This is a genomic window from Shewanella chilikensis, from assembly GCF_037953065.1.
Lineage (GTDB): Bacteria > Pseudomonadota > Gammaproteobacteria > Enterobacterales > Shewanellaceae > Shewanella > Shewanella chilikensis.
Map to the genome: position 1 here is coordinate 1,496,883 of NZ_CP149966.1, position 19,993 is coordinate 1,516,875.

The 19,993-nt window shown below is 53.1% G+C and carries 20 protein-coding genes; all 20 read left to right on the top strand.

Translation table 11 applies throughout. The features are described 5' to 3' along the window. The first annotated feature begins 4 nt into the window (after positions 1 to 4). Positions 5 to 415, top strand: coding sequence for a flagellar export chaperone FliS (fliS, locus tag WKR14_RS06900; RefSeq protein WP_101096079.1), 411 nt, complete (start codon positions 5 to 7; stop codon positions 413 to 415). A 278-nt stretch (positions 416 to 693) separates the two neighbouring features. Then, complete coding sequence (locus WKR14_RS06905) at positions 694 to 2,124, top strand: sigma-54 dependent transcriptional regulator (protein ID WP_039035635.1); 1,431 nt, start codon at positions 694 to 696, stop codon at positions 2,122 to 2,124. A gap of 79 nt (positions 2,125 to 2,203) precedes the next feature. After that, complete coding sequence (locus tag WKR14_RS06910; protein WP_165564787.1) at positions 2,204 to 3,268, top strand: sensor histidine kinase; 1,065 nt, start codon at positions 2,204 to 2,206, stop codon at positions 3,266 to 3,268. Further along, on the top strand, positions 3,265 to 4,596 hold the full coding sequence (locus WKR14_RS06915) for a sigma-54-dependent transcriptional regulator (RefSeq protein WP_101096081.1): 1,332 nt from the start codon (positions 3,265 to 3,267) through the stop codon (positions 4,594 to 4,596). Before WKR14_RS06910 ends, WKR14_RS06915 begins: the two co-directional genes overlap by 4 nt. A 177-nt stretch (positions 4,597 to 4,773) precedes the next feature. Continuing rightward, complete coding sequence (gene fliE / locus WKR14_RS06920) at positions 4,774 to 5,106, top strand: flagellar hook-basal body complex protein FliE (RefSeq protein WP_039035638.1); 333 nt, start codon at positions 4,774 to 4,776, stop codon at positions 5,104 to 5,106. 41 nt (positions 5,107 to 5,147) lie between these two features. Continuing rightward, positions 5,148 to 6,857, top strand: coding sequence for a flagellar basal-body MS-ring/collar protein FliF (fliF, locus tag WKR14_RS06925; RefSeq protein WP_101056065.1), 1,710 nt, complete (start codon positions 5,148 to 5,150; stop codon positions 6,855 to 6,857). Then, positions 6,850 to 7,893 (top strand): flagellar motor switch protein FliG, encoded by a 1,044-nt coding sequence (fliG, locus tag WKR14_RS06930; protein ID WP_025011061.1) that lies wholly within the window; start codon positions 6,850 to 6,852, stop codon positions 7,891 to 7,893. The genes fliF and fliG overlap by 8 nt, the downstream gene beginning before the upstream one ends. 13 nt (positions 7,894 to 7,906) lie before the next feature. After that, positions 7,907 to 8,881 carry a flagellar assembly protein FliH gene (gene fliH, locus WKR14_RS06935; RefSeq protein ID WP_286996825.1) on the top strand — a complete coding sequence of 325 codons (975 nt, stop codon included), beginning with the start codon at positions 7,907 to 7,909 and terminating at the stop codon, positions 8,879 to 8,881. Beyond that, on the top strand, positions 8,850 to 10,190 hold the full coding sequence (fliI, locus tag WKR14_RS06940; protein ID WP_101056100.1) for a flagellar protein export ATPase FliI: 1,341 nt from the start codon (positions 8,850 to 8,852) through the stop codon (positions 10,188 to 10,190). Before fliH ends, fliI begins: the two co-directional genes overlap by 32 nt. A 122-nt stretch (positions 10,191 to 10,312) precedes the next feature. Beyond that, positions 10,313 to 10,762 carry a flagellar export protein FliJ gene (gene fliJ, locus WKR14_RS06945; RefSeq protein ID WP_039035641.1) on the top strand — a complete coding sequence of 150 codons (450 nt, stop codon included), beginning with the start codon at positions 10,313 to 10,315 and terminating at the stop codon, positions 10,760 to 10,762. A 148-nt stretch (positions 10,763 to 10,910) separates the two neighbouring features. Further along, complete coding sequence (locus WKR14_RS06950) at positions 10,911 to 12,458, top strand: flagellar hook-length control protein FliK (protein ID WP_286996827.1); 1,548 nt, start codon at positions 10,911 to 10,913, stop codon at positions 12,456 to 12,458. Between the two features lie 66 nt (positions 12,459 to 12,524). After that, the gene (gene fliL, locus WKR14_RS06955; RefSeq protein WP_101056069.1) at positions 12,525 to 13,049 is read left to right on the top strand and encodes a flagellar basal body-associated protein FliL; all 525 of its coding nucleotides are present in this window, start codon (positions 12,525 to 12,527) and stop codon (positions 13,047 to 13,049) included. Positions 13,050 to 13,075: 26 nt separating this feature from the next. After that, complete coding sequence (gene fliM, locus WKR14_RS06960) at positions 13,076 to 14,104, top strand: flagellar motor switch protein FliM (RefSeq protein ID WP_101056070.1); 1,029 nt, start codon at positions 13,076 to 13,078, stop codon at positions 14,102 to 14,104. A gap of 11 nt (positions 14,105 to 14,115) precedes the next feature. Next, entirely contained in the window at positions 14,116 to 14,496 is a 381-nt protein-coding gene (fliN, locus tag WKR14_RS06965; RefSeq protein WP_101056071.1) for a flagellar motor switch protein FliN, read from the top strand. Between the two features lie 10 nt (positions 14,497 to 14,506). Next, entirely contained in the window at positions 14,507 to 14,863 is a 357-nt protein-coding gene (gene fliO, locus WKR14_RS06970) for a flagellar biosynthetic protein FliO (protein WP_101056072.1), read from the top strand. Beyond that, a complete protein-coding gene (gene fliP / locus WKR14_RS06975; RefSeq protein WP_101056073.1) occupies positions 14,860 to 15,606 on the top strand; it encodes a flagellar type III secretion system pore protein FliP in 747 nt (248 codons plus the stop codon). Before fliO ends, fliP begins: the two co-directional genes overlap by 4 nt. A gap of 9 nt (positions 15,607 to 15,615) precedes the next feature. Then, positions 15,616 to 15,885, top strand: coding sequence for a flagellar biosynthesis protein FliQ (gene fliQ / locus WKR14_RS06980; protein WP_039035647.1), 270 nt, complete (start codon positions 15,616 to 15,618; stop codon positions 15,883 to 15,885). Positions 15,886 to 15,888: 3 nt separating this feature from the next. After that, positions 15,889 to 16,686 carry a flagellar biosynthetic protein FliR gene (gene fliR / locus WKR14_RS06985; RefSeq protein WP_165564789.1) on the top strand — a complete coding sequence of 266 codons (798 nt, stop codon included), beginning with the start codon at positions 15,889 to 15,891 and terminating at the stop codon, positions 16,684 to 16,686. After that, the gene (gene flhB, locus WKR14_RS06990) at positions 16,686 to 17,822 is read left to right on the top strand and encodes a flagellar biosynthesis protein FlhB (protein WP_339087542.1); all 1,137 of its coding nucleotides are present in this window, start codon (positions 16,686 to 16,688) and stop codon (positions 17,820 to 17,822) included. Before fliR ends, flhB begins: the two co-directional genes overlap by 1 nt. Before the next feature lie 62 nt (positions 17,823 to 17,884). Then, positions 17,885 to 19,990, top strand: coding sequence for a flagellar biosynthesis protein FlhA (flhA, locus tag WKR14_RS06995; RefSeq protein WP_101056075.1), 2,106 nt, complete (start codon positions 17,885 to 17,887; stop codon positions 19,988 to 19,990). Positions 19,991 to 19,993 lie beyond the last annotated feature (3 nt).

The following is a 19,993-nucleotide window of genomic DNA, read 5'->3' on the forward strand; positions in this document are numbered from 1 at the left end:
AGCTATGAGAGGTTCACTGCAGTCGTATAGAACAGTTTCTCTGGAAAGCCAGCTTTCTGAGGCGAGTCCTCATAAAATCACTCAAATGATGTTCAGCGGGGCTTTGGAAAGAATCGCGCAGGCCAAAGCTGCGATGGAGCAAAATAATGTTGCCCAAAAAGGCGTCCTCTTGGGTAAAGCTATTGGTATTATCCAGGGGTTAAGAGGAAGCTTGGTAATGGAAGCCGGTGGTGAAATCGCTACCAACCTCAGCAATTTGTACGACTTTATGCTGCGACGTATTACAGAGGCGAATCTCAACAATGATGTGCAGGCTCTGGATGATGTTGCGGCTGTGCTGCGGGATATCAAAGAAGCCTGGGATGCTATCCCCGCCGATAAACATCACCTTACGGCTCATGAAGAAAATCGCTGAGTTATTGCTCACTCTGAACAAAGGCGCTTAAAGCGCCTTTTTGACGTTCGCCATTTAATTGACGATATCGGCGTTTATACCCTGAATTTAGACTAAAATCTGGAAGGGGTAGGCAGAAAAGCCATCCTAGGCTTGCTTATATCGTGCCGATAATACAATATTCAGCATTGCTACAAATTTAGCTGAGTATGTGAAGAAAGCATTGCCAGACTTTCCAGAGCAACTAACACTAATAATTAATGCGAATCCATAATTGCCAAAGCTTAGCGGCCCACTGAATGATGCATACAGATCAACGAATTTTACTTGTCGGACCCCCCTCTGAGCGTACCAATCGCTTGTCTTGTGTTTTAGAGTTTATTGGTGAGCAAGTGGAAGTCGTGGCTCCCGATACAATTGATGCACAATCGCCGGAAACTCGATGTCGGGCCATGATTTTGGTTGCAGATAGCGTAGAGGGTGATGCATTACAATCTCTGATGTTCAAACTGCCATGGCAGCCTATGTTGCTGCTTGGGCAGAGTAGCATTAGCTCCTCGAATCTGCTCGGCCGGATTGATGAACCCCTGAGCTATTCCCAGTTAACCGAGTTGTTGCACTTCTGTCAGGTTTTTGGCCAGGTCAAGCGGCCTCAGGTACCTACCAGTGCCAATCAGACAAAACTGTTCCGCAGTCTTGTTGGCCGTAGCGAAGGTATCGCCAATGTGCGCCATCTGATCAACCAGGTGGCCGGCTCTGATGCTACTGTGTTGGTGCTGGGTCCCTCTGGTACAGGCAAAGAAGTGGTTGCCCGTAATATCCATTATCTTTCAGAGCGTCGTGATGGCCCTTTTATTCCGGTCAATTGCGGCGCCATTCCACCGGAACTGTTGGAAAGTGAGCTGTTTGGTCATGAGAAAGGTTCTTTTACCGGCGCCATCAGCTCCCGTAAGGGGCGTTTTGAACTGGCCGAAGGCGGCACTTTGTTCCTCGATGAAATCGGCGATATGCCGCTGCAGATGCAAGTCAAGTTGCTGCGGGTGTTGCAGGAGAGAGTGTTTGAACGTGTGGGCGGCAACAAGGCGATTAACGCTGATGTACGGGTAGTTGCCGCGACTCACAGAAATCTGGAAACCATGATTGAAGAAGGAGAGTTCCGCGAAGACCTCTTCTATCGTCTCAATGTATTTCCCATCGAAATGCCGCCCCTTAGTGAGCGCCGGGATGATATCCCGCTATTATTGCAGGAGTTGGTCAGCCGGGTGTTCAATGAAGGCAAGGGCCGGGTGCGTTTTACCCAGCGTGCCATCGATTCGCTTAAGGAACATGGCTGGTCAGGTAATGTCCGTGAACTGTCCAATCTGGTTGAGAGGTTAACTATTCTCTACCCGGGTGGCCTGGTTGACGTTAATGACTTACCGGTTAAATACCGTCATATTGATGTGCCCGAGTACTCGGTTGAGGTTAGCGAAGAACAACTTGAGCGTGATGCTTTGGCATCTATCTTCAATGACGAAGAACCGGTTGATCTGCCTGATACCCGTTTCCCCAGTGAGCTGCCGCCTGAAGGAGTCAATCTTAAGGATCTCTTGGCTGAGTTGGAAATCGATATGATACGCCAAGCACTGGATCAGCAGGATAATGTCGTTGCCCGCGCGGCTGAAATGCTGGGTATTCGCCGCACCACTCTGGTGGAGAAAATGCGTAAATATGGCATGAGTAAAGATTAATATCCTGATAATTTTGACTTTTAAGTTGGCATAAAGTCTGCATTAACCCTGTCAGCATCGTATTTTTGACGGGGTTTATATGTCCGCAAGCCCGCTGGCACAGCTCGAAACCATCTCTCATCATGGCCGCGAATGGATCCCGGTAAGGGAAGCCGCCAATATGTCCAATCGTATGGAGCATATTCTGCAGGCCATGCCTTCGGGCGTCGTTATCCTCAATGGTGACGGCTTGGTCAGCGAAGCCAACCCGGTTGCCGAATCTTTGTTGGGTGTTCCTTTGGTGGGTCAGCGCTGGCTCACTATTATCAATCGCGCCTTCGCGCCGCAAAAAGACGATGGTCATGAAGTTTCCCTGCGAAATGGCCGCCGGGTGAAGCTGGCTATTACGCCGCTGACACCTGAGCAGGGGCAGCTGATTATGCTGACCGATCTCACCGAAACCCGGCTATTGCAGCAAAATCTTTCCCACCTTGAACGCCTGTCTGCTCTGGGAAAAATGGTTGCCACGCTGGCGCACCAAATACGCACTCCGCTTTCTGCCGCTTTACTTTATGCCGCTAATTTGGGCAGCCCAAGGCTGGATACCGGCTCCAGAGAGCGTTTTCAGGGCAAACTGCTCGACAGACTTTCCGAGTTGGAACAGCAGGTCAATGATATGTTGTTGATTGCCAAAGGTAAGCAAGAGGAAGCCTGCGACAGAGTGCCTTTCTCGACAGTGCTGGAAAAAGTGATGGCCAACTGCGAGCCAATTGCCGCCAAGCAAAACGCCGAATTGAGTCTGCAACTTGAAGGTGACCGCGAGATGCAGGTCAATCTTCATGGATTGAGCTCTGCCATCAATAATCTGGTGATCAATAGCCTGGAAGCCGGTGCCACAAACGTCATTCTGCGCCTGAGCTGTGACCAGGCACTGCGCCTTGATGTGATAGATAACGGCAAGGGGCTTGATAGCAAGATGCAAAAACAGGTATTGGAGCCTTTCTTTACCACCAAGCGTCAGGGCACAGGACTTGGGCTGGCGGTGGTGCAGTCAGTCGTGCGCAGCCACGGCGGCAAATTGGATCTCAGCTGTGAGTTGGACGCCGGTTGTACCGTTACGCTGAGCTTCCCACTGATGACAGCTTCTCAAGGGGGGGCGGTATGAGCGAAGCAAAAATTCTTTTGGTGGAAGATGACGCCGCGCTCCGGGAAGCGCTGCTCGATACCTTGCTGCTGGCCTGTTACGAGTGTGTTGACGTCGCCAGCGCCGAAGAAGCGATAACGGCTTTGAAAGGTAATCGTTTTGACATGGTGATAAGCGATGTACAGATGGAGGGTATCGGCGGTATGGGGCTGCTGGATTATCTGCGTCAGCAACATCCGCAGTTGCCAGTCCTGTTGATGACGGCCTATGCCACTATTGATAATGCCGTCAGTGCTATCAAGTTGGGAGCGGTAGATTATCTCGCCAAGCCGTTTGCTCCTCAGGTGCTGCTTAATCAGGTGAGTCGTTATTTACGCCCCAAGGTGGTTAGTGGCAGCCCCGTAGTGGCTGATGAAAAGAGCTTGGCCTTGCTGGCATTGGCGCAGCGGGTAGCCGCTTCTGACGCCTCTGTGATGATAAGTGGCCCCAGCGGCTCGGGCAAAGAGGTGTTGGCTCGCTACATTCATCAGCACAGCCAAAGACCTGACGGGCCTTTTGTGGCGATTAACTGCGCTGCCATCCCGGAAAATATGCTGGAAGCCACCTTGTTTGGCTACGAGAAAGGCGCCTTTACCGGGGCTTATCAGGCTTGCCCCGGCAAGTTTGAACAAGCTCATGGTGGCACACTGCTGCTCGATGAGATTTCCGAGATGGAGCTGTCTTTGCAGGCCAAGCTGCTGCGGGTGCTGCAGGAGCGTGAGGTTGAACGCCTGGGGGGCCGCAAGACCATTAAGCTCGATGTCCGGGTACTGGCAACTTCCAACCGGGATCTGAAAGAGATGGTGGCCAAGGGCGAGTTTCGCGAAGATCTTTATTACAGGATCAATGTGTTCCCGCTTGCCTGGCCGGCATTGAATCAAAGACCGGCGGATATCATTCCGCTGGCCAAGCATCTGTTGGCACGCCATGCCGAAAATGCGGCAATTAACCCGGTTCCAGCTCTTAGCGATGCTGCCGTGCGGCGTTTGTTGGCCCACCGCTGGCCGGGGAATGTCCGTGAGCTGGATAACGTGATCCAGCGTGCACTGATCTTGAATCAAGGGCAGATAGAAGCCGGCGATATCATTATCGATTTGCAGGATGTTGCGCTGGGAGATACCACAGCCCAGGAAACGCCTGAGGCGCTCGGTGATGAGCTCAAGGCTCAGGAGCATGTGATTATTCTCGAGACTCTGGCCCAGTGTCAGGGCAGTCGCAAGCTGGTAGCCGAGAAATTGGGGATCAGTGCCCGCACTCTCAGATACAAGATGGCGCGCATGCGCGAGATGGGCATAGAGGTGCCCGCCTGAATATCCCCCAAAGCGGCCGTCAGGCCGCTTTCCAATCTTTATGTTTTTCCTCTGGCTCTGCTTGAATTCAGGGCCTTTAGCCATCTCAATTTTGATTATTCCACTTTTGGCAAACTAATTGCATAGAGTCCGGTAACCCAGATTTTTCGTCAATTCGCTGACGACAGGAGTGAGAAGATGCAAATAGGTGCCAATTCTTTATTGCAGGAAATGCAATCACTTAAAGGTGAAATTGCCCCAACGGGATTTCAGTCTTCGCCTGTACGTCAGGTGGGCAATACCTCAGGGGCCGACTTTAGCCAATTGCTGGCCCAGGCGGTCGGCAATGTCAGTGAGTTGCAAAGCACATCATCCAATCTGGCTACCCGGCTGGAGATGGGCGACACCACTGTGTCTCTGTCTGACACTGTTATTGCCCGCGAGAAAGCCAGCGTTGCCTTCGAGGCCACAGTGCAGGTGCGCAACAAGCTGGTTGAAGCCTACAAAGAGATTATGAGCATGCCTGTTTAAGGCCTGCTTGCATCACAGATCCCGGATAACAGGAACGCACAGTGAGCACAGAATTAGTAGCAGGATCCAATGTTTCCGCCGCTGGAACTACGCTGGATGGGGCCCAACAGGAAAATAAGTCGGGTGTATTGGGCTCCCTCGGGGGAGTGGATATGCTGCGGCAGATCACCATGATCCTGGCATTGGCTATCTGTCTGGCACTGGCGGTATTTGTGATGATTTGGGCTCAGGAGCCTGAATATCGGCCACTGGGCAAGATGGATACCCAGGAGATGGTACAGGTTCTCGATGTACTGGATAAGAACCGGGTGCCGTACAAGATTGAAGTCGATGTGATTACTGTGCCTGAAGACAAGTACCAGGACGTGAAGATGATGCTGAGCCGCGCCGGTATAGATTCCAGCGCCGATGCCAAGGATTATCTGAGCCAGGATTCCGGCTTTGGTGTCAGTCAGCGGATGGAACAAGCCCGGCTGAAGCAGAGTCAGGAGATGAATCTGGCGCGGGCGATTGAAGAGCTCAATAGTGTCAGCCGTGCCAAGGTGATCCTGGCGCTGCCAAAGGAAAATGTATTCGCCCGCAATCGCGCCAAACCCAGTGCCACAGTGGTGGTCAGTACCCGCAGGGGCGGTTTGGGCCAGGAAGAGGTTGATGCAATAGTAGATATTGTTGCCTCTGCAGTTCATGACATGGATCCCAGCCGGGTGACTGTGACAGACTCCAACGGCCGCTTGCTGAACTCAGGCAGTCAGGATGGGGTATCTGCCCGCGCCAGACGCGAGCTTGAGCTGGTGCAGCAAAAAGAAAACGAATACCGCAACAAAATTGACTCGATTCTGATGCCGATCCTCGGCCCGGAAAACTTCACCTCTCAGGTGGATGTCAGCATGGACTTCACCGCCGTCGAGCAAACAGCCAAGCGTTTCAACCCGGATCTGCCATCACTTCGCAGTGAAATGACAGTGGAAAACAACAGCGTTGGTGGCAGCAGTGGCGGCATCCCCGGAGCCCTTTCCAATCAGCCGCCGATGGAGTCCAATATTCCTGAAAACGCTGCCGATGCCGCAGAAAGCAGCAGTGTTACTTCAGGCAACAGCCATAGGGAAGCGACCCGTAATTTTGAGCTGGATACCACCATCAGCCATACCCGTCAGCAGATAGGTGTGGTACGCCGGGTCAGTGTCTCAGTGGCGGTCGACTACAAGGCAGGTGCTGCCGGTGAAAATGGTCAGGTCGCCAGAGTACCTCGCACAGGTGAAGAGATGGCCAATATCCGTCGCTTGCTGGAAGGCGCCGTTGGCTTCAACAGCCAAAGGGGCGACATGATAGAAGTGGTGACTGTGCCCTTTATGGATCAACTGGTTGAAGATTTGCCTGAGCCACCTCTGTGGGAGCAGCCCTGGTTCTGGCGGGCGATGAAACTCGGCATAGGTGCCTTGGTGATTTTGGTGCTTATCCTGTTCGTGGTGCGTCCCATGCTCAAACGCCTCATCTATCCCGATGGCCAGAATATGCCGGATGAACCTGCGCTGGGACATGAGCTGGCAGATATTGAAGATCAGTACGCTGCCGACACCCTGGGCATGCTCAACCGCCCTGAAAGTGAATACAGCTATGCCGATGACGGTTCGATTCTGATACCGGATCTGCACAAAGATGATGATATGATTAAGGCCATACGTGCTCTGGTGGCCAATGAACCTGAACTGTCCACCCAAGTGGTGAAGAACTGGTTGCAAGAAGATGCCTGAAAAAAAAGCGGATAAACCAGCCGAGAGCGGCTTCGACGTCAAGAATCTCAACGGGATTGAGAAGACCGCCATTTTGTTGCTGAGTCTCAGTGAAGCCGATGCGGCCTCTATTCTCAAACACTTGGAACCCAAACAGGTTCAAAAGGTGGGTATGGCCATGGCGGCCATGCAGGAGTTCGGCCAGGAGAAGGTGGTTGCGGTTCACAAGCTGTTTCTGGATGATATCCAGAAATACTCCTCCATAGGCTTTAACAGCGAAGAGTTTGTGCGCAAGGCACTGACTACCGCGCTGGGTGAAGACAAGGCCGGTAACCTTATCGAGCAGATTGTCATGGGCAGTGGCGCCAAAGGCCTCGACTCGCTCAAGTGGATGGACGCCAGGCAGGTGGCGACTATCATCCAGAATGAACACCCGCAGATCCAAACCATTGTTTTGTCCTATCTTGAACCGGATCAGGCGGCGGAAATCTTTGCCCAGTTCCCGGAAAACACCCGTCTCGATTTGATGATGCGTATCGCCAACCTCGAAGAGGTGCAACCTGCAGCACTGCAGGAGCTTAACGACATCATGGAGAAACAGTTTGCCGGTCAGGGTGGCGCCCAGGCCGCCAAGATGGGTGGCTTGAAGGCTGCTGCCAACATTATGAACTACCTGGATACCGGGGTGGAGAGCCAACTGATGGAAACCCTGCGCGAGTCCGACGAAGAGATGGCGCAGCAGATCCAGGACTTGATGTTCGTGTTCGAAAACCTTATTGATGTCGACGACCGTGGTATTCAGACGCTGCTGCGGGAAGTGCAGCAGGATGTACTGATGAAGGCGCTCAAGGGCGCCGACGAGCCATTGAAGGAAAAGATCCTCGGCAATATGTCCAAACGTGCCGCCGAATTGCTGCGTGACGATCTCGAGGCCATGGGGCCAATTCGTATCAGCGAAGTGGAAGTGGCCCAGAAAGAGATATTGTCCATCGCCCGTCGCTTGTCCGATGCCGGAGAGATTATGCTCGGTGGCGGCGGCAGTGAAGAATTCCTCTGACAGGCGAGTTTGAATGACTGACAAAAAGGTGTCCCACAACATTTTGCCGCCGGATGAAGCGGACGAGTTTGTTCATTGGCAGTTGCCCGATGTGGGTGACGCCATGCCGCTTAAGCCGAGTAATCTGTTTGGCTATAAGCCTGGACGCATAGAGCCCAAGGCCGCCGAAGAGGCTGTATCACCACCGACTTTGGCTGAAATCGAATCTATCCGCGAGCAAGCCGAGCAGGAAGGTTTTGCCGAAGGCAAGGAACAAGGGCTGGCCAAAGGCCTGGAGGAAGGCCGTCTTCAGGGCTTGGAACAGGGCTACAGTGAAGGTTTTTCCCAGGGGCTTGAGCAAGGCCGGGAAGAAGGCTTGCAACAGGCCGCCGCCATGATAGAGTGTTTCGACGCCTTGCTCGCTCAGTTCGAGGCGCCGCTGGCGCTGCTGGATACCCAGATAGAAGAATCTTTGCTGACCTTGGTCGGCACTTTGGCGCGCAATCTTATTGCCCATGAGCTGAAGACCCACCCGGAACATATACTGGCGGCGCTCAGGCAAGGGATAGATGCCCTGCCTCTCAAAGAGCAGAAAGTGAATCTGCGTTTGCATCCGGAAGATATGGCTTTGGTCAGCGAGCTCTACGGTGAAGAGCAACTGACACGTAACCGCTGGACACTGGAAGCCGATCCCGGCCTCAACCGGGGCGATTGTGTGGTGGATAGCCAACGCTCGCAAGTGGATATGCGTCTGGAAACCCGTTTGGAAGGGGTGTTTGCCAATCTTGAAGCCGAACAATCCATGTTGGCGAAAAAGGCAGCCCAGCAGCAGGCCGCAATAGACGATAGGCCAAGCCCGCCTATACCGGACAGCGAGCAGGAGCAAACGCTTGCCGATGAACAAACTGCCGCGATAAACGATAAGACAGAGACTGCAAGCCAAGAGGGCGAACAGCCCAGCGAAGGAGACACTCATGATGCAGCAGCGCCGAAGCCAACTGCTGAGTGAACTCAAACACTTGGCTGAAAAGCAGGCGCCGTTTCAAGCGGTTGCCAGCGGCCAGTTGGTGCGGGTGGTTGGCCTGACGCTGGAAGCCAGTGGTTGCCGGGCGCCGGTTGGTAGTCTCTGCGCCATAGATACCATGGCGGGAAAGCTTATTGCCGAGGTGATAGGTTTTGACGATGAGCTGCTGTATTTGATGCCGGTGGAAGAACTCAGGGGCGTGCTGCCCGGCGCCAAAGTGATGCCGCTCGGTGAGCAAACCGGGCTCAGTGTTGGTTTGAGTCTTCTTGGTCGGGTGCTGGACGGCAACGGCCAGCCGCTCGATGGTATGGGCGCCCTGCATACCGACGAACAAGCCTCGCGCCACAGCCCGGCAATCAACCCCTTGGCCAGACGGGCGATTACCGAACCGCTCGATGTAGGCGTCAGAGCCATCAACGCCATGCTTACCGTGGGCAAGGGCCAACGTATGGGGCTCTTTGCCGGCTCCGGCGTGGGTAAGAGTGTGCTCCTTGGCATGATGACCCGCGGCACCACGGCCGATATTATTGTGGTTGGCCTGGTGGGGGAGCGTGGCCGGGAGGTGAAAGAGTTTATCGAAGAGATCCTGGGCGCCGAGGGGCGGGCCCGCTCTGTGGTCATAGCCGCCCCGGCCGATACCTCCCCCTTGATGCGCCTTCGCGCCTGCGAAACCTCGACTCGGATAGCCGAGTATTTTCGCGATCTCGGCTATGATGTTCTGCTGTTGATGGATAGCCTGACCCGTTACGCCCAGGCGCAGCGGGAAATCGCCCTGGCGGTCGGTGAGCCGCCGGCAACCAAGGGGTATCCGCCTTCGGTATTTGCCAAGTTGCCCCGTTTGGTGGAGCGCGCCGGTAATGGCGGTGAAGGGCAGGGCTCGATCACTGCCTTCTATACTGTGCTTACCGAAGGGGACGATCAGCAAGATCCCATTGCCGATGCCTCGCGGGCTATTTTGGATGGTCACATAGTGTTGTCACGGGCCTTGGCCGACTCTGGGCATTATCCGGCGATAGATATTGAAGCTTCCATCAGTCGGGTGGCACCTATGGTGATAAGCGAGGGGCACCTGGAAGCGATGCGACGCGTCAAGCAGGTTTATTCGCTCTACCAGCAAAACCGGGATCTGATCTCCATTGGTGCCTATTCCCAAGGCTCGGATCCGCGTATCGATAACGCCATACGCCTGCAACCCGCCATGAACGCCTTTTTGCGGCAGGGGATGCGCGATGCCATCAGTTTCAGCGATTGCCAGCAGATGTTGGGGCAGCTTGCCGCCCAATGTAAGGTGTAATGCTATTGAGTGCGGGAGTTTGCGTGCTCGACAAAAATGCAGTGACAATAGGGGAGCCTGATCTCAATAGAGCGCCGGGTTAAGGCCCGCAAGGCAGGCAATTTTAAGGAATAGTATTACAGATGGCGAAACCCGATCCTTTGCACACTGTGTTGAAATTGGCGGTCGAAGCCGAAGAGCAGGCGGCACTGCAGCTTAAAGCTGCGCAAATGGAATGCCAGAGGCGTAAGTCTCAGTTGCAGGCGCTGCAGGAATACCGTCTCGACTATATGAAGCAACTCGATGCCCAGCAGGGGCAGAGCATTGGCGCCTCCTATTACCAGCAGTTTCATCGATTTGTGCGTCAGGTAGATGATGCCATAGGGCAACAACTCGCCGTGGTTGCCGAGGCCGATAAGCAGCGGGGCTATCGGCAGCAACATTGGCTGGAGAAGCAGCAAAAGCGTAAGGCGGTGGAGATGTTGCTGGAGAAAAAAGCCCTGCAGGCCGAAGCCAAAGCCGCCAAACAGGAGCAGAAACTCATCGATGAGTTTGCTTCCCAGCAGTTTTTTCGTCGCAAGCTGAACCACTGAGCTTCCACAGACTTTCATTCCCGGACAATTCCTTAAGAATCCATTCTATATTTTTTGTTGGCGTGAATTTTGCTTTGTTTGAGACAGAGACATTAATTCTGACTCGGCCTATCTTTATCTATTGAGGGCCTAGGTGCTGGAGGAAGGCATGCAGCAGTTATCCAATATCCTGTTCGGCAATGCAGGCAGCAAGGGCGTGGCCGCTACAGATGCGCTGCAATCAACTGATAACGAAGCTTTTTCTGCTGCTTATCAAGAGGCGCAGACTAAATTCTCATTCGACTCGCAAGGCGTTAAGCCGACATTTCCCGGCGGCAGTCTTGACAGTGAAAACTTCCATGCAAAGCAGGCTGTCGATGTCTCGCTCATTTTGGGGCAGATAGCCATGGGCAAGAACTTGCCGTCTGAAGACGGCACTATGGTCAACACTATGGCCACCAATATGGCCACCGAAGTCGATGAGCAAAGTCTGCTAACACAGATTGCCGCACTTACCGGGCTCAAGGAAGATGAGATTAAGGCCATGTCTCCAGAAGAACAGATACAGCTCTTGGAAAACCTTAAACAGAGTGGTGTCGAGCTTGGCATGTTAGCGACAGATAGCCTGGAAGGCGCAGAATTGATTACCGCTGACGAAAGCGACGAGAGTGAACAAGACAGCGCCCAATTGGCCGCTGCTGATGAGAAAGCGGCAAATAAAGGCGATAGCAAAGCCGAGGATGAAACCATAGATGCTCCTTTACTGGCTCTTGACAAGACGGCTGCAACGGCGGACAAGGCCAGGTCTCAGCAAGGCGAGCGACAAATGGGTTGGGCGGATGCTGATAAGTCAGTGCGTAAGGCGGCGACTCAGGATGGTATGGCTGCTGTGGTTCGTGAAGCTGTGCTTAATGCTGCTGAGGAAAAGAGTGACAAGATCTTGGCGCAAAGCGCAATTGCCGATAAGGCCAAGACAGATACTGCCGGCAAGTTGGACGCTGCGGTGGCAACGGCGGCAACGTCTGTTGGCGCTGACGGCAAGAGTGACAAAGCTACGGCCAAGGATGTTCTGGCAGGCGTGCTGAAGGCGGAGGCGAAAGGTGTGCAGAGCGCTGCCGAGGTACGAAGCCCTGTGAGTGACGCCATACATCAGGCGCTCAAGGGCGATGCGGCATCAACCCAGACAGATATCAGCCCATTCCAGCAACAGCTGCATCAACAAGGATTACAGCCTCTCCAAAGGGGAGAGATGGCCCAATATCAACTGTCGTTGAGGCAGGGGATGGAACAATCACTGCAAACCGCCGATATGGTGCAACGCTTTGCCCCCGTGATGCGGCAACAGTTGATCACCATGGTCAGTAATGGTGTGCAACAGGCTGAAATTCGTCTCGACCCACCTGAGCTTGGAGCCATGATGGTCAGGGTTCAGGTGCATGGTGATCAGACTCAGGTGCAGTTCCATGTCACCCAACCGCAAACCCGGGACATGCTGGAACAGGCTATGCCCAGATTGAGAGAAATGCTGCAGGAGCAGGGAATGAACCTGGCCGATAGTCATATTTCCCAAGGGGGGCGTGAGCAAGGTGAGCAGCAAGGTGGCAATGGCGGTGCTTTTGCCCAGGAGACTGCCAACGGTGAAATTTCCGCCGAAGAAACGGTACAAAGCACAAATCACACAACAAGTTATGGCTCGGGTATAGATTATTACGCCTGAGCAGGTAACCTATAGGGATGGCATTTTTCCGCGGGCAGTGCGGTTGATTAAGGGATAGGAAAGAGGATGGCAGAGCAAGAAGAGCTTGAGCTGCAAGAGGCGCAGGCGCCTAAAAGTAAAAAGAAACTCTTTATCTTCGGTGGCATAGGTCTGGTGGTGTTGCTGCTCATTGGCGCTGGCTTGTGGTTTTTCCTGGGAGGCTCAGATGATTCTGCGAACGATGCGGCCAAGGGTGAGCAGGAAACCGAAGTCACTCAGGTCAACGACAGCAGGGAAGCCTTCTATGTCGCTATGCCCAGGCCGTTTCTGTTTAATCTGCCGGGAGCCAATCGCTCCAGGCTGGTGGAGATCAAGGTGCAGCTTATGGTGCGGGGCAGTGATGACGATGTCACTATCAGGAAGCATGTACCATTGATTGAAGATGCACTGCTGACTACCTTCAGCGGTGCCGATGTCGAAAAGCTCAGCAGCCAGGCGGGTAAGGATGAGCTCAGGCAGTTGGCGCTGCTCAATGTGCAAAACACGCTGCAACCGGTGACAGGCCGAAAAGTGGTTGAAAAAGTGCTGTTTACCGGCTTTGTGATGCAGTAACAGGGACAAGAGGCGAAGGCAATATCGTGAGTGATTTATTAAGCCAAGACGAAATTGATGCGCTGCTGCATGGCGTGGACGACGTCGAAGAAGATGATTCGCAGGAGTCGACTCTTGAAGCTCAGTCCTATGACTTTTCTTCCCAGGATCGTATTGTCCGTGGCCGGATGCCGACCCTGGAAATTGTCAATGAGCGCTTTGCCCGTCATCTGCGGATCAGCATGTTCAACATGATGCGCCGGGCCGCCGAAGTCTCCATTAACGGCGTACAAATGCTCAAGTTTGGTGAATATGTGCACACTCTGTTTGTGCCAACCAGCTTGAATATGGTGCGCTTTAGTCCGCTCAAGGGCACGGCGCTGATCACCATGGAAGCCAGATTGGTGTTCATTCTGGTGGACAATTTCTTCGGTGGTGATGGTCGCTTCCACGCCAAGATTGAAGGGCGGGAGTTCACCCCGACAGAGCGGCGCATAGTGCAACTGCTATTGAAGATCATCTTTGAAGATTACAAAGATGCCTGGGCGCCTGTGATGGATGTCGAATTCGACTATCTGGACTCAGAGGTTAACCCGGCGATGGCCAATATCGTCAGCCCGACCGAAGTGGTTGTGGTTAACTCCTTTCATATTGAGGTAGACGGTGGTGGTGGCGATTTCCACATCACCATGCCTTATTCTATGATCGAGCCAATCCGTGAACTCTTGGATGCCGGGGTTCAAAGTGACAAGCAAGATACTGATATGCGCTGGTCTCAAGCGCTGAAAGACGAGATCATGGATGTCGAGGTGGGGCTGGATGCGCGCTTGCTTGAAAAAGAGATGACCTTAAGAGACGTGATGGAGTTCAAGGCCGGTGATGTGATCCCGGTTGATCTGCCTGAGCATATAGTGATGAAGATTGAAGACTTGCCTACTTACAGATGTAAGTTGGGGAGAGTCAAGGAAAACCTGGCGCTGAAGATCTGCGATAAGATCCCGCGTCCGGAAACGGTCAAGACCGAACTGCAGCTGGTAACCCGCAAAGGGAAATCCAAGGATATCTCGGAAATATAAGGTGAGAGAGAATGAGTACTGAAGAGATGGACGATTGGGCTGCCGCCATGGCTGAGCAGGCTGAAGAAGAGGCCAAAGCGGTTGATTTGGATGAGCTGAAGAATGATGCCAAGCCCTTGTCGGAAGCGGAAGCCGCCAAACTGGATACCATTTTGGATATTCCCGTGACTATCTCCATGGAGGTGGGACGCAGTTTTATCAGCATTCGCAACCTGTTGCAGCTTAACCAAGGCTCGGTAGTGGAACTGGATAGAGTCGCCGGTGAACCTTTGGATGTGATGGTCAACGGCACCTTGATTGCTCATGGTGAAGTGGTTGTGGTCAACGACAAGTTCGGTATCCGTTTGACGGATGTGATAAGCCAGACAGAACGCATCAAGAAACTTAAATAAGCCGGTGGCCATGACTCAAACAACGACCCAGGCGGCAACCGCCTTGACTCACGACGGCGGCAACAGCCTGGCGACCATGGCCAGCATGATGGGTGGGCTTATCCTGGTACTGGCGCTGATTTTTGTGCTGGCTTATCTGGTTAAACGCCTTAATCTGGTGCCGGGCAGCCAATCGGCTATCAAGACGCTGGCGGTTACCCCGCTCGGGCAAAAAGAAAGGTTGGTGTTGGTGGAGCTGGACGGTCAGCAGTACCTGCTGGGAGTTACCGCGGCGCAAGTTTCCCTGGTGGATAAGCTGGAGCGGCCGGTGACCATAGACAACGAGAGCTTCGCCGCCAAGCTCAGACAAGCCAGGGTGAAACCATGATGAAATATTGGCCACTCCTGCTACTTCCCCTGATATTGTTGCCAGGCTTTGCTCAAGCTCAGGATGCGCTGTTTCCTGCGGTAACTGTGACTACCGGGCCGGATGGTTCGACCCAGTATTCGGTGACCATGCAGATCTTGCTGCTGATGACCGCCATGAGCTTCCTGCCGGCCATGGTGATTATGCTGACTTCTTTCACCCGTATCATAGTCGTCTTATCTATCTTGCGACAGGCGATAGGGTTGCAACAGACTCCCTCCAACCAGGTTCTTATTGGTATGAGCCTGTTTATGACCTTCTTTATCATGGCGCCAGTATTTGACCGTATCTATGATGACGCAGTGCAGCCTTACATGAATGACAGCATGACCTTGCAGCAGGCATTCGATGCCGGACAATCGCCGCTTAAAAAGTTTATGTTGTCGCAGACCCGCACCACAGATCTCAACTCCTTTATTGAGATCTCAGGTTATCAGAATATCAACAATCCTGAAGATGCTCCCATGACTGTGGTGATCCCGGCCTTTATCACCAGTGAGCTCAAGACCGCATTCCAAATAGGCTTTATGCTATTCGTGCCATTTCTGGTACTGGATTTGGTGGTGGCCAGTATCCTGATGGCCATGGGTATGATGATGTTGTCCCCCATGATTGTTTCCTTGCCGTTTAAGATCATGCTGTTTGTACTGGTCGATGGTTGGACCCTGGTGATGGGTACACTTGCCGGCAGCTTCGGTTTATAGGAGGCATAAATGACTCCCGAAGCACTGATCGACATTTTTCGCGAAGCCCTGGCGGTGATTGTGTTGATGGTTTCGGCCATAGTGGTGCCCGGGTTAGTTATAGGTTTGATTGTGGCCGTGTTTCAGGCGGCAACCTCCATTAACGAACAGACATTGAGTTTTCTGCCCAGGCTCTTGATGACTCTGTTCGCACTCATGTTTCTTGGCCATTGGCTGGTACGCACCATGATGGAGTTTTTTATCGAGATGGTTCACAGGATCCCGCAAGTGGTGGGTTGAACCATGGAGATATTGTTCGACAGCATTCAACAAACCCTGGCCGCCTATCTTTGGCCCCTGTTTCGGGTGGCCAGCATGTTGATGGTGATGGCGGTTTTTGGTGCCAATACCACGCCCGCCAGAGTCCGTTTGTTGCTTTCGCTGGCCCTGACTGTGGCGATAGCACCTGTCCTGCCGCCCATGCCCGGGGTGGACCTTTTCTCTCTGGCGGCGGTATTTATTACTGCTCAGCAAATTCTTATCGGCACTGCCATGGGTTTTGTCACCTTACTTATCATGCAAACCTTTGTGCTGACCGGGCAGATAATCGGTATGCAGACCAGTTTGGGTTTTGCCTCTATGGTGGATCCCAGCTCAGGGCAGCAGACACCTGTGATAGGTAACTTCTTTTTGCTGCTCACCACCATGATCTTCCTGGCGGTCGATGGTCACCTGGTGATGATACGTATGTTGGTGGCAAGCTTTGAAACCTTGCCGGTATCCAATGAAGGGATAAAAATCGCCAATTATCGAACTCTGGCCGAGTGGGGCAGTTATATGTTTGGTGCCGCTTTGACCATGTCTATCTCGGCCATTGTGGCTTTGCTTACTGTTAACCTTTCTTTCGGGGTAATGACCCGGGCGGCGCCACAGTTGAACATCTTTGCCATAGGTTTTCCCGTCACCATGATAGGCGGGCTGATTATTCTGTGGCTGACGCTGGGGCCTGTAATGGCTCACTTCGATGAGGTTTGGCATGCGGCGCAGCTGTTGCTGTGTGACATGCTGGAGCTGACCTGTAATCTGGATGGAGTGCCCTGATGGCAGAAAACGAAGATGGGCAGGAAAAAACCGAGGAGGCAACCTCCAGGCGCTTGCAACAGGCCAGAGAGAAAGGGCAGGTTGCAAGGTCAAAAGAGTTAGGTACCTCGGCGGTATTATTGGCCGCAGCTATGGGTTTTGCCATGCTGGGGCCAAGTTTGGCTGCTAGTCTGGCCTCGGTCATGAGCCGTATCTTCTCCATGGAGCGGGATCAGATATTCGATACCAACAGCATGTTCAATGTCTGGGGTATAGTTGCCGCCGAGCTGGGTTGGCCTATGGCCGGTTTTATTCTGTTTCTCGGTTTCGTGGCCTTTGTCGGTAATATTGTCCTCGGTGGTATTAGTTTCTCGGCTCAGGCATTTATGCCCAAGGGCAGCAAGATGAACCCCTTGAACGGTTTTAAACGTATGTTTGGGGTACAGGCGCTGGTGGAGTTGGCCAAGGGGATTGCCAAGTTTTCTGTGGTGGCACTATCGGCTTATCTGCTGCTGAGTTTTTATTTCGACGATATCCTGAGGTTGTCGCAGGATCACTTGCCGGGCAATATACGCCATGCACTGGAGCTCTTGGTATGGATCTTTATTTTGCTCTGCGCTTCGACCTTGGTGATAGTGGTGATCGATGTGCCGTTTCAAATTTGGAATCACGCCAAACAGTTGCGGATGACCAAACAGGAAGTCAAGGACGAGTACAAAGACACTGAAGGCAAGCCTGAAGTCAAAGGCCGTATTCGCCAGTTGCAAAGGGAGATGGCCCAGCGGCGGATGATGACCGAAGTGCCCAATGCCGATGTGATAGTGGTTAACCCTGAGCACTTTGCGGTGGCGATAAAATATGATGTCGACAAGTCACCGGCGCCCTTTGTGCTTGCCAAAGGTGTCGACGATGTGGCCTTTAAAATCCGTGAAATTTCCAGGGAGCACCAAGTCGCCATAGTGTCGGCGCCGCCATTGGCGCGGGCGATTTACCATACCACCAAGCTTAATCAACAGATCCCCGAAGGTCTTTTCACCGCTGTGGCCCAAGTGCTCGCCTATGTGTTCCAGCTCAGGCAATACCAAAAAGGCAAGGGCACACGGCCCAAACCCATTCCTCTCAATCAACCCATTCCGGATGAATACAAGCAGTATTGAGGTGAACTTGGCGTGAAACTTGCTGAACTCAGCCCAAGTGTCAAACTTCAGGCTAATAGTGAATGGATGTTAAAGCGACGCTCGGGCAACTGAGGCAAGTAAAACCGGCAAACTTCAAGGGCGTAGGCACGCCGCTTCTGGTGCTGGCGACATTGGCCATGATAGTTTTGCCTATGCCGGCCTTTCTGCTGGATATCCTGTTTTCCTTCAATATCGCTTTGGCGCTGGTGGTGCTCTTGGTGGCTGTTTATACCCAAAGGCCGCTGGATTTTGCCGCTTTCCCGACCGTTTTGCTGGTTGCCACTTTGCTCAGACTGGCGCTTAACGTCGCCTCTACCCGGGTGGTGTTGCTTGAAGGTCACAATGGTGGTGATGCCGCCGGTAAAGTGATTGAAGCCTTCGGCTCGGTGGTGATCGGCGGTAACTATGCCGTGGGTCTAGTGGTGTTCCTCATTCTGATTATCATCAACTTTGCCGTGGTGACCAAAGGTGCAGGGCGTATCTCTGAGGTAAGTGCTCGCTTTACCTTGGATGCTATGCCGGGTAAACAGATGGCGATTGATGCTGACCTCAATGCTGGGATCCTTAACCAGGAGCAGGCCAGGGTGCGCCGCGAAGAGGTGACCCGCGAGGCTGACTTCTACGGCTCTATGGATGGTGCCTCCAAGTTTGTTAAAGGGGACGCGATTGCCGGTATTTTGATCTTGGTGATCAATATTCTCGGTGGTTTCATCATAGGTATAGTCCAGCACGGGTTGAGTTTTTCCCAAGCGGTAGAGATTTACACCCTGCTGACCATAGGTGACGGCTTGGTAGCGCAGATCCCCGGGCTGCTGTTGTCGATAGCTGCGGCGCTGATGGTGACCCGCCAGAATGAGTCCGGCGATATGGGACAGCAGGTCGTACAGCAGATGTTCGACAATCCCAAATCTTTGATGATCGCTTCGGCAGTGCTCTTTGTGATGGGAATAGTACCCGGCATGCCACATCTGGCATTTTTAACCTTTGCAGTACTGACCTCTGTGGGCGCTTTCTTTATCTATAAGCGCAATGAAAAGAACAAACAACAGGCGCTGGAACTGGCCAAGAAAGGGCCGACCGAGAAAAGCCTTAGCGAACCCAAAGAGCTTAGCTGGGACGATGTGCGTCATGTTGACACCATAGGCTTGGAGGTGGGTTATCGCCTTATTCCTTTGGTGGATAAAGGTCAGGGCGGCGAGCTTCTTGGCCGTATCAAAGGGGTTCGCAAGAAGTTGTCTCAGGAGCTGGGATTCCTGGTGCCGGCGGTGCATATCCGCGACAACCTGGACCTTTCCCCGAATGCCTATCGTATCTCCTTGATGGGGGTGGCCAGTGGTGAAGCCGAAGTGCGTCACGATTGCGAATTGGCAATCAACCCGGGCCAGGTATTTGGTAAGCTGGATGGCATAGAAACCAAAGATCCCGCCTTTGGTCTGGATGCGGTATGGATTGCACCCGAGCTCAGAGAACACGCCCAAACCCTGGGTTACACGGTTGTGGATGCCGCCACTGTGGTCGCTACCCATCTCAGCCAACTTTTGACCAACAACGCCTCCAAACTGCTGGGTTATGAAGAAGTGCAACAGTTGCTGGATATGCTGGCCAAGCATTCGCCCAAATTGGTCGATGGTTTTATTCCCGATGTGATGACCTTGGGGAATGTGGTTAAAGTGATGCAAAACTTGCTTAATGAAGGGGTGTCGATTCGGGATCTGCGTACCATAGTGCAAACTTTGCTTGAGTATGGGCCCAAAAGTAATGATACCGAGGTGTTGACCGCCGCCGTGCGTATTGCCCTCAAACGTATGATAGTGCAGGAGATAGCCGGTCCTGAGCCGGAAATCCCCGTCATAACTTTGGCGCCAGAATTGGAACAGATGTTGCATCAGTCAATGCAGGCGACAGGGGGCGAAGGTCCGAATATCGAGCCGGGACTGGCAGAGCGTATGCAACAGTCACTGGCAGGCGCAGCCCAGAAGCAGGAAATGGTCGGTCAGCCCGCCATATTGCTGACATCCGGCATGCTGCGTTCTACCCTGTCTCGTTTTGTTAAGCACACTATTCCCAATCTGCGGGTGATCTCTTATCAGGAGATCCCAGACGAGAAACAGATACGTATAGTGTCAGCCGTTGGCCAACAGGGGTAACCG